Source organism: Acinetobacter sp. CAU_H_56 (genome assembly GCF_058599425.1).
Window position 1 is genome coordinate 2246601 of sequence record NZ_CM178654.1, and the last position, 11320, is coordinate 2257920.

Here is an 11320-nt window from a genome sequence, read left to right on the forward strand (position 1 = left end):
TTTAATGGCATGATCATTGTCAAATAGATAGAACCAGAATTACTTATATGCTTGATTTACCTTTTAATCATACCGTCACTATTATTCTGATCACCTGTATTGTTTCTTTTATTGCTTTTTCAAAAGAACAGGTCATGAATCGTCTGATTTTCTGGCCGCCTGCCATGCAACGTGGTCAATATGACCGTTTCATTACCCATGGTTTTATTCATGCAGATGGCACGCATTTACTGTTCAATATGATCACGCTGTTCTTTTTCGGCAGTATTATTGAAAGTTTTTATCGGCAGTATTTATATGATCTGGGCTTTATCCTGTTTTATCTGGGTGGTCTGGTTGCAGCGATTCTGCCAAGTTATCTAAAACATAAAAATGATGCACGCTGGGCCAGCTTAGGTGCTTCCGGTGCAGTATCCGCGGTTCTGTTCGCTTACATTCTGTTTGAACCATGGAAACTGATTTTCGTGTTCTTTATTCCCGTACCTGCGATTATTTTTGCTGTTTTATATGTGGCCTATAGTATCTGGTCTGGCAAGCGCGGCAACAGCAATATCAATCACAGTGCCCATCTTTGGGGTGCAGCGTATGGTGTGGTGATGACGATTATTCTGGAACCACGACTTATTCCGCATTTCCTGAATAAACTAACCCAAATCCCTTTCTAAAGTTTTGAGTGATTAAGGGATAGCAATTATCCCTTTTTTTAATAATTCACATATGAAAATGATTTTCATTTCCAAAAATTATGCTAATCTTGTCGCGAATTTAGAGGAATAAACATGAAATTTAAGACTTTAGCACTTGCCACAATATTAGGACTGACAACTTCCTTTACAGTTTCTGCACAGGTCACTTTCGACTATAAAAACCAAAATATTCAACTTAAAAAAGCGCCAAAAAAGATCGCAGTGTATGACCTGTCTGCATTGGATACCTTGAATGCATTGGGACTCGAAGCACAACTGGTACCTTCTGCAAGTTTCGCAGGTGTTTTAAGCAAGTATCAGCAGGACAAATTTACCAAAGCTGGATCCTTGTTCGAACCAGATCTCAATGTATTAAAAGCTGCGAAACCTGATCTGATTATTGTCGGTGGCCGTTCGGCTTCCAAAGCAGAGGCTGTTAAAAGTATTGCTCCGACTTTAGATCTTTCTCCAGATACTAGCCAATATATTGCCAATCTGACGGAACGTGCCCATGTCTTGGCTCGTGCATTTGGTAAAGAGAAAATTGCTACTGAAAAGCTCGGTAAAATCGCAACGCTGCAGCAACAACTGAAAAAGCAGACTGAAGGCAAAACTGCACTGATGCTGTTTGCAGTCGGTGAAAATTTTATGCCACATGCAGAAAATGACCGTTTTGGCTTTGTTTATGAATTAGCAGGTTTTAAACCGGTATTGGATCCATCTGAACAGTCTGATGCACCCCGTCCAGAAGTCGGCTCTCCAGAAGCATTGAAAGCAGCTGAGAAAAATGTTCAGCGTATTACAGCAGCCGTTGAGAAGAATCCGGATTACATCATTGTCCTGGATCGTGGTGCGGTGAATACCCAGAAATACACTGCTCAGGATAATATTCAAAAACACCCTACCCTGAAAAATGCCAAAGCCTTGGCTGAGAAAAAAGTCATCTATGTGAATGCCGATGCCTGGTACATCACTGGTGCGGGTTTGGACAATACCGCTTTCATGCTGGAAGAACTCATTAAAGGCACAGCGAATTAATTTTTAACCTATTGCTAAAAAGGAAGCTTCAAGCTTCCTTTTTATTTGAAACATCTCGTAATAAATTAAGACCCAAGACTGGAATTTAATGCCAACCCAGGAAGCAACTTAGCAGCGATAATGTATACATCTGTATATTAATTGCTGTAAGTTGCGAGATATTTTGCATGTCCACTTCCCTAGACGGTCTTCAATTTCCCATTTCTGCTTCACAACAAAAACCAAGCACATCGAAAATCGGCCGTAACATTATTTCTGAAGCCTTAGGCGCAGTTGATCCTGTACATGCTACCGCAGCACAGCAGGAAAAGAACTGGCGTAAGCAATATCCAGTACACTTTAAACATCTGGTTGTAGATGGATTACGCTCCGCAGGTGCAGCACTAAGTATTGCCAAGCAAGGTCTAGAAACTGCACATGCCAGTTTTGAGTTTTATCGTGATGGTCAGAAGCATCTACTGAAAGATGTGATGTCCTTGCCTGCGCAGAACCTGAATACCTTCCAGCTGAAAGGCCAGTCTGAAAAAGCCCCAGAATGGTATGTGCCTTATCATGGCAAAAAACTGCAAGGACAAGAACTACTAGATCAGATTCAATCTTGGGAAGATCGTGGTATCGTCGAACCGAGTCATGCCAATGCCTTGCGTGAATGTATAGCCCATCCAGAATGGTTTGACCTATCCGATCGTACCACTGTTCTATTTGGAGCCGCTTCTGAAGCAGGTCCACTGACTTGGCTATCCAAATGGAAAGCCAATATCGTAGCGATCGATCTGCCAAATACTCGTGTCTGGGGCAAGATTCTAGATACAGTGAGTCAAGGCAACGCCACTTTATATGCACCATCAGTTGAAGCGCTGCCAACTGATACTTCACTAGATATTTTAAAAGAAAAACTGGGGGCTAACCTACTCACCCAGATTCCTGAAATTGCCCAATGGCTGATTCAGTTCAAACAGAATCTGGATCTTGCGGCAATTGCTTATCTGGACGGTGAAAGGCACGTACGTGTTTCTATGGCGATGGATGCCATTATGAAATATGTTAGCGAGCAGAAAGCCAATACCAGCCTGATGTATATGTGTACCCCGACCGATGTGTATGCAGTTCCAGAAGAAGTGGTTCAGGCTTCGCAAAGTAAATATCAGCAGCTTTCCAAAATTGAAAGTACCTTAACCAAAGGCATTTCACTGATTTCACGCAAGCATTTTTTCCAGAAAAATAAGCAGGATCTGTTTAAGGTTGGTGATAAGTCTTACGGTGTTTGCGACTGTCTGGTCGTTGAGCAAGGTCCAAACTATGCACTGGCTAAACGCATCCAGCAATGGCGTGCAACGCTAGCACGTGCCAATGGGCAGCAAGTGAGCATCAATATCGCTCCTTCAACAACGACTTATTCAGTGACCAAAAATCCACTGCTGAAAGCTGCGTTTAATGGTGCCAGCCTGTTTGATGTGGAAGCGTTTTCCCCTGAAACCACCAATGCGATTATGGCTGCGCTCTGGATTCACGACCTGCGTAATCCAGAATCTGTGGCCAATCCTGATGTAAAACTCAATCATCCACTTGAGTTAATGATGTCTGGTGCGAATCATGGCGGTTTATGGCGTGTGGCTTATCTGGCACGTACAGCATTGCCGTTTGCTGCGTTGTATGGTTTTGCAACAGATAAACTGCCGAAAGGATTATTAGGTAAGTTGAAGAAGTGATTTTTTCTGAAATAAAGATGAAACTAATTTTATTGGTCAGGCGACATGGATGTCGCCGTTAGGCTGTGATATAGGGACATATCATCAGCCTAACAAAAGATTTTTGTTACCTTGCGAAGTGCACTTCTCATCTTTCAAAAGTAAGACTAAGAAATACTCATTTTTTACATTTAGTTGAAATTAGCTATTAATCCTTCTATTGAAAATACTTTTAGCCTTCTGATTACCCTCCCCCCCTTGCGCAGCAATGCTACTCATCCCATAGAGAGAGCATCCCTTATAATTTTGAAAGTCATTAGATAACAAAAAGTCTCCTATTTCCAGAAAGCAAATCACTATTTCTTAAGGCTAAAACTTTTCTAGCACCCATAAAAAAACGCTGCATCAGCAGCGTTTTTTACATCGAATCTTCTTAGAAAACTTTCAGAAGAATCCAGTACAAACCACCAGATAAACAGATCGTTGCAGGTAGTGTAAACACCCAAGCCGATAGGATCGATTTCACCATCTTAAAGTTTAGGCCAGACTTGTTCGCCACCATGGTACCTGCAACTGCAGAGTTTAGAACGTGAGTCGTAGAGACTGGCATACCGAAACCATCCGCAGCGGCAATGGTCGACATCGCTACCAATTCAGCAGACATGCCCTGACCATAAGTCATATGTTCTTTACCGATCCGCTCACCCACAGTCACGACAATTCGTTTCCAGCCGACCATCGTTCCCAGACCAAGTGCCAAAGCTGTTGCCACTTTTACCCAGGTCGGAATGTATTGCAGGAATGAATCCAGATTGTCGCGATACTCATCAACGGTTTGTTCCTGAACCTCGCTCATTGCCGGTAAAGCTTGTGCTTTATCCAGACGTTTAAACGCTGTGGTGCTCAGGTACATGTCATTACGGAATTCTGAAACTTGTGCTTCTGGAACATCCTTGATGTTGCTGTAGCTACCAACTTTATCACCCAAATGATCGGTCAGACTTGCCAGTGCAGGAACAACCTCAGCATTCAATTCTTTGGTTTGAATGTATGTGGTAATGATGGCACGTGCTTTTTCGTCCGGAATATCTTCATGCTGCGGATAAATCGCATCAGCCGTTTGCGCAGACAACTGGCCAAAAGACTGGATATGAGCTGCATCCAGATTTTTGTTTAATGAATATGCTAAAGGTACACAGCCGATCAGGATCAGCATGATCAGGCCCATACCTTTTTGACCATCGTTTGAACCATGCGCGAAGCTTACACCAGTACAGGTAAAGATCAGAATGGCACGAATCAGCGGTGGTGGTGGCTTATTGCCTTCAGGTGGCTTAAACAGTTCAAGCTGCTTTCTGAAGATCTTTTTCACCAGCAGAAATAGTACCCCAGCAAAAGCAAAACCGATCAGAGGTGAAAACAGCAATGCTTTACCAACTTTCAGCACCTGTTCCATATCCACACCAGAAGCACCACCACCAGAATTCAGCAGGTAGTTCATGATACCTACCCCCAGAATCGAACCGATCAGGGTATGTGAACTTGAAGCGGGAATACCAAGGAACCAGGTACCCAGATTCCAGAGAATCGCAGCGATCAGCATGGCAAAGACCATAGCGAAACCGGCACCTGTGCCGACATTCATAATCAGCTCGACAGGCAATAATGCAATGATTCCGTATGCAACAGCACCACTGGCCACCATTACCCCGAGGAAATTACAAAAACCTGCCCACATGACTGCAACCGGTGCAGACAATGCATTGGTATAAATCACGGTCGCAACCGCATTGGCCGTGTCGTGGAAACCGTTGACGAATTCAAAGCCCAGCGCAATGAATAACGCCGTGCCTAAAAGAATCATTGAATACAGACCGATCGGTGGGACATGAGCTAAATCTGAAGTCAATTGGAAGCCGATATAGATCAGCGTGGAGATAATTAGAGTCAGAAACACCGGCATAAAAAATTTCGGTGTTGGCACATGAACATTGGCCGGCTTATCAGAAGGCGACTGTTGTGCTGAACCTAAGGGAGTTTGATTAGAATTCATGCAAGCAGGAATAGAGGATTCAAGAATCCCCATATTGTTCAGTTAAATTGTGACAATTATATGACAAAGTGCTGTCATATAAACCAGTTTTTTAGACTTTCTCGTTGCCGTTTATCCTGTAACCACATGCTCTAAATTTTAAAAATATACAAATATAATCAATTATTTATTAAAAGAAAAACACTTGAATCGCCCGGCTTTATTCATGTTTTGCAATATATCTGGTCATTCCTACCCGGCTGTCATATTTCCGAGCCTGTCATATTTGATTAAAGATTAGCTTTGTTATATGACACTCTGATGAAAGCTGCTTACATTTTATTTTCCAGTCGCACGCTTTTATCAAGAACTTTAATTTCCAGATTTCCATCTGTTTTCAGCTTTCTATACCGGCTTGAGTGTCTTTATCAAATTTTCAAATCAGGCATATCCAGCATTCTGTATAAGCACTACAGAAAACTGCGCACTAATCTGTTAAGATTGTTGCCGTTTTTGATGCTTACTGAGAAAGTTTGAATGTCTACACTTGCCACCTTAAAAGAACTTCTTGCCAAGAGAATTTTAATTATCGATGGTGCGATGGGTACCATGATCCAACGCCATAAATTGGAAGAAGCCGATTATCGTGGTGAGCGTTTTGCTGATTGGGCATACGACCTTAAAGGCAATAACGACTTACTTGTGCTGACTCAGCCACAGATTATTCAAGGCATTCACGAAGCTTATCTTGAAGCTGGTGCCGATATTATTGAAACCAATACCTTTAACGGCACCCGTGTTTCAATGTCTGATTATCACATGGAAGATCTGGTTCCGGAAATCAACCGTGAAGCAGCACGCCTGGCTAAAGAAGCTTGTGCAAAATATTCAACACCTGAAAAACCACGTTTTGTTGCAGGTGTGATTGGTCCGACATCACGCACGACTTCAATTTCTCCAAATGTAAATGACCCTGCCTTCCGTAATATCACTTTTGACGAATTGAAAGTGAATTACATCGAATCAACCAAGGCCTTGATTGAAGGCGGTGTCGATATCATCCTGATCGAAACCGTATTCGATACTTTAAACGCCAAAGCTGCGATCTTTGCAGTGAAGGAAGTATTTAAAGAACTAGGCACTGAATTGCCAATTATGATTTCTGGTACGATTACCGATGCGTCTGGTCGTACCCTGACTGGTCAAACTGCAGAAGCGTTCTGGAACTCAATGCGTCATGCAGAACCAATTTCGATTGGTTTTAACTGTGCCCTAGGTGCAGATGCCATGCGCCCACACGTAAAAACTGTATCTGACGTGGCTGATACTTTTGTGTCCGCCCATCCTAACGCAGGCTTACCAAATGCCTTCGGTGGTTATGATGAAACTCCGGAAGAGACCGCAGCATTCATTAAAGAATTTGCGGAAAGTGGTCTGATCAATATTACTGGTGGTTGTTGTGGTACGACGCCTGATCACATCCGTGCCATTGCTCAAGCAGTTGAAGGGATTGCCCCACGTCAAGTGCCAGAAATTGAGCCTGCATGTCGTTTAAGTGGTTTGGAACCATTTAACATTACCAAAGATTCATTGTTCGTGAACGTCGGTGAACGTACTAACGTTACCGGTTCGAAAAAATTCCTGCGTCTGATCAAAGAAGAAAACTTCGCCGAAGCGCTAGATGTTGCCCGTCAACAGGTTGAAGCCGGTGCACAGATCATCGACATTAACATGGATGAAGGCATGCTTGATTCGGAAGGCGCGATGGTGCACTTCCTGAATCTGGTGGCATCTGAACCTGATATTTCACGCGTGCCAATCATGATTGACTCATCAAAATGGGAAATCATTGAAGCTGGTCTGAAATGCGTCCAAGGTAAAGCGGTTGTTAACTCGATTTCCCTCAAAGAAGGTTATGACGAGTTTGTAGAACGTGCCCGCCTCTGCCGTCAGTACGGTGCAGCGGTGATTGTGATGGCATTCGATGAGAATGGTCAGGCCGATACTGCTGAACGTAAAAAACAAATTTGTAAGCGTTCTTATGACGTGTTGGTGAATGAAGTAGGCTTCCCGTCTGAAGACATCATCTTTGACCCGAACGTGTTCGCGGTAGCAACCGGTATCGAAGAACACAACAACTATGCTGTAGATTTCATTGAAGCTACTGGCTGGATTAAACAGAACCTGCCAAATGCGATGATCTCTGGTGGTATCTCGAACGTATCCTTCTCATTCCGTGGCAATGAACCGGTGCGTGAAGCGATCCATGCGGTATTCCTGTACTACGGTATCCAGCAAGGTTTAACCATGGGTATCGTGAATGCCGGTCAATTGGCGATTTATGATGACATCGACAAAGAGCTGAAAGATGCGGTTGAAGATGTGATTCTGAACCGTAACCAGGGTGAAAGTGGCAACGAAGCAACTGAAAAATTGCTTGAAATTGCTGAGAAATATCGTGGTCAAGGCGGCGCGCAAAAAGCTGAAGAAAACCTGGAATGGCGTAATGAACCGGTTGAAAAGCGTCTTGAATATGCGCTGGTTAAAGGTATCACCACTTATATCGATCAGGATACTGAAGAAGCTCGCCTGAAAGCCGTTCGTCCACTCGACGTAATCGAAGGTCCATTGATGGCCGGTATGAATGTGGTCGGTGACTTGTTCGGTGCCGGTAAAATGTTCCTGCCACAGGTGGTGAAATCTGCACGTGTGATGAAACAGGCCGTGGCCTGGTTGAACCCGTACATTGAAGCGGAAAAAACCCAAGGTGAAGCCAAAGGTAAAATCCTGATGGCCACCGTAAAAGGCGACGTACATGACATCGGTAAGAATATCGTTGGTGTGGTACTGGGCTGTAACGGTTATGACGTGGTCGATCTTGGTGTCATGGTGCCATGTGAAAAGATTCTGCAAACTGCGATTGATGAGAAAGTTGACATCATCGGTTTGTCTGGTCTGATCACCCCTTCTCTGGATGAAATGGTATTCGTTGCCAAAGAAATGCAGCGTAAAGGCTTTAACATTCCATTGATGATTGGTGGTGCGACGACTTCTAAGGCACATACGGCTGTGAAGATTGCCCCTCAATACCAGAATGATGGCGTGTACTACACAGCTGATGCCTCTCGTGCTGTAGGTGTAGCGACTCAATTGCTTTCTGCCGAGATGAAGCCAAAACTGGCAGCAGACTATGCAGCGGATTATGAAAAAATCCGTACCCGTCTTGCCAACAAACAGCCGAAAGCAGCGAAACTGTCTTATGCTGAATCGGTTGAAAATGGTTTCAAAATCGACTTCGACAAGAATGCGCCATTTAAACCAAACTTCATCGGTTCACAGACTTTCACCAACTATCCTTTAGAAACCTTGGTGGAATACTTTGACTGGACACCGTTCTTTATCTCTTGGAGCCTTGCGGGTAAATTCCCGAAAATCCTTGAAGATGAAGTCGTTGGTGAAGCAGCACGTGACCTGTATGCACAAGCACAAGCAATGTTGAAAGACATTATCGAAAATAAACGTTTCGATGCGCGTGCAACGTTCAGCATCTACCCTGCAAATCGTACCGGTTCAGATACGGTTGCAGTGACTGATGAAGCTGGTAACGTAACGCATACCTTCGAGCACTTACGTCAGCAATCTGACAAAGTAACCGGTAAAGCAAACTACTCATTGGCTGACTTTATTGCACCTAAAGATGTAGCTCAGGATTATCTGGGTGGCTTTACCGTTTCGATCTTCGGTGCGGAAGAATTATCTCAGGAATATAAAGCCAAAGGTGATGACTATAATGCGATTATGGTTCAAGCCTTGGGTGACCGTTTTGCCGAAGCTTTTGCTGAGCATCTGCACCAGAGGATCCGTAAAGAGTTCTGGGGCTATCAGGCAGACGAAACTCTAGACAATGATGAATTGATCAAAGAGAAATATGTCGGCATCCGTCCTGCGCCGGGCTACCCAGCTTGTCCTGAACATTCTGAAAAAGCGCCACTCTTTGACTGGTTAGGTACGACTGAGAAGATGGGTACTTACCTGACTTCTAGCTTTGCGATGTGGCCACCTTCATCAGTGAGCGGTTTCTACTATGCAAACCCTGAAACTGAATACTTTAACGTGGGCAAAATTTCTGGCGATCAGCTGGAAGATTATGCGAAGCGTAAAGGCTGGACACTGGATGAAGCGAAACGCTGGTTAGCGCCAAATCTGGATGATTCAGTGGTTTAATCCCCCCTCGATCCCCCTTTGATAAAGGGAGAAGAATCCATTCTTATCGAATATAAAAAATCCCCTCGAGTGAGGGGATTTTTTTGTTTTTAATCTCCCCTAACCCCTCTTTTTCAAAGAGGGGGATTTCACGTATCAAATTTATTACATGACAGCTCCTCCCTTTTTTAAAGGGAGGTTGGGAGGGATTAAATTGCTATAAATAAAATGAATATTTAGAATGCTTAAATCCATGAAAAATTTAAGATTGACAAATGGCAATAATAAAAAGTTTAGATCTTGGAAGCTTAGAAAGCATCTGTAAAACTTTAGGTGAAACTAATAATGGGCTTTCAGGAACAGAAATTACCAAGTATCTGGCTGAATGTAATATCAAAGATCTTCAATTAAATTCAACAAAATGGAAACGCTTATATGATGCTCTATACTCAAAACAAACTGAAGATCGCTGCTCCAATAATGTCTTAGCTTTTATTAAGTATGTTATGCGTCCTTCACGGCATATCCATAGAAAAGAATGGTTTGAAAATATACGAACTGAATTGAATTATATTTTGTCATTTGAAGGTTTTGAACTCACTGAAAGTGGCGAACTCAAGCAAGCAGACAAAGTTCAAACTTTTGATGAAGCTGAAGCACGAGCACAAAATTTAAGAAAAACTTTATTAGATAGAAAAATACATCCTGATGTCTTAGCCTTCTGTAGAGCAGAACTACTCGTAGATAATTATTTTCATGCGGTTTTTGAAGCTACTAAAAGTATTGCTGAAAAAATTAGAATTAAAACAAATTTAACTACTGATGGTGCAGAACTTGTTGATCAAGCCTTTTCTTATAAAGGTAAAATCCCTTATTTAGCATTAAATAAACTTACCACTGAAAGTGAGGAGAGCGAGCAGAAGGGTTTCATGAATTTACTTAAAGGTGTCTTTGGAACTTTTCGAAATACGACTGCTCATGCTCCCAAAATCACATGGAATATTGATGAACAAGATGCCTTAGATATTCTATCAACAGTATCATTAATTCATAGAAAATTAGATAAAGCCGCTGAAGCAAGAAAGATATATGAAAGTAGTTTTTAATCCCTCCTAACCTCCCTTTGAAAAAGGGAGGAACTACGTGATTCCATAACCGCCATCAAATTCGCGTGAAGTCCCCCTTTATAAAAGGGGGATTTAGGGGGATTCTTTAGGAAGTTCATTCAAACAATATTTATAAATTACATTTGCCACATCATCAATCTGCCCCATCACCTGCCTATTATCAAATCTCAATACTTTTAAACCTAGCTGAGCCAAGGCTTTATCACGAACCCGATCTGCCTCTAAACCACCATCTGTAAAATGCTGACTACCATCACATTCAATGACCAAATTCGCTGCTGGGCAATAAAAGTCCACTATGTAATTTAAAATTGGTTTCTGTCTATAAAACTGCAAACCTAAAATTTGCTTATTCCGAAGTCGTGACCATAATAATTTTTCAGCATCGGTCAGGTTGTTACGTAAGTCACGCGAGGCTTGTTTTAAGTTTTTATTGTAAGGTTTCATTTTTATTCTCATTTTTTAGAATCTCCCTTAACCCCTCTGTTCCAAAGAGGGGGACGCCATGTAAATAAATTACGTGACAGCTCCTCCCTTTTTCAAAGG

7 protein-coding genes are annotated in these 11320 nt (G+C 42.6%); 5 read left to right on the top strand and 2 right to left on the bottom strand.

The window, feature by feature from the left end:
- Window positions 1-47 precede the first annotated feature (47 nt).
- From AC4MCC_RS10720 to AC4MCC_RS10730, 3 genes are all read left to right on the top strand, one after another.
- Window positions 48-665 (top strand): rhomboid family intramembrane serine protease, encoded by a 618-nt coding sequence (locus AC4MCC_RS10720; RefSeq protein ID WP_419363224.1) that lies wholly within the window; start codon window positions 48-50, stop codon window positions 663-665.
- Between the two features lie 114 nt (window positions 666-779).
- Entirely contained in the window at window positions 780-1724 is a 945-nt protein-coding gene (locus AC4MCC_RS10725; protein ID WP_491885254.1) for an ABC transporter substrate-binding protein, read from the top strand.
- 167 nt (window positions 1725-1891) lie between these two features.
- Window positions 1892-3433, top strand: a complete 1542-nt coding sequence (locus AC4MCC_RS10730; RefSeq protein ID WP_491885255.1) for a hypothetical protein — start codon at window positions 1892-1894, stop codon at window positions 3431-3433.
- 412 nt (window positions 3434-3845) lie between these two features.
- Here the strand turns inward: AC4MCC_RS10730 and AC4MCC_RS10735 are convergent, their stop codons facing one another.
- Window positions 3846-5465, bottom strand: a complete 1620-nt coding sequence (locus AC4MCC_RS10735) for an inorganic phosphate transporter (protein ID WP_419374349.1) — start codon at window positions 5463-5465, stop codon at window positions 3846-3848.
- 516 nt (window positions 5466-5981) lie between these two features.
- On the opposite strand from AC4MCC_RS10735, the gene metH reads away from it, so the two are divergent.
- Both metH and AC4MCC_RS10745 read left to right on the top strand, forming a co-directional pair.
- Window positions 5982-9668 carry a methionine synthase gene (gene metH / locus AC4MCC_RS10740; protein ID WP_419374348.1) on the top strand — a complete coding sequence of 1229 codons (3687 nt, stop codon included), beginning with the start codon at window positions 5982-5984 and terminating at the stop codon, window positions 9666-9668.
- 254 nt (window positions 9669-9922) lie between these two features.
- A complete protein-coding gene (locus AC4MCC_RS10745; RefSeq protein ID WP_419363214.1) occupies window positions 9923-10753 on the top strand; it encodes a TIGR02391 family protein in 831 nt (276 codons plus the stop codon).
- A gap of 93 nt (window positions 10754-10846) precedes the next feature.
- Here the strand turns inward: AC4MCC_RS10745 and AC4MCC_RS10750 are convergent, their stop codons facing one another.
- Window positions 10847-11221, bottom strand: coding sequence for an endonuclease domain-containing protein (locus tag AC4MCC_RS10750; protein ID WP_419363212.1), 375 nt, complete (start codon window positions 11219-11221; stop codon window positions 10847-10849).
- Window positions 11222-11320: the final 99 nt, after the last annotated feature.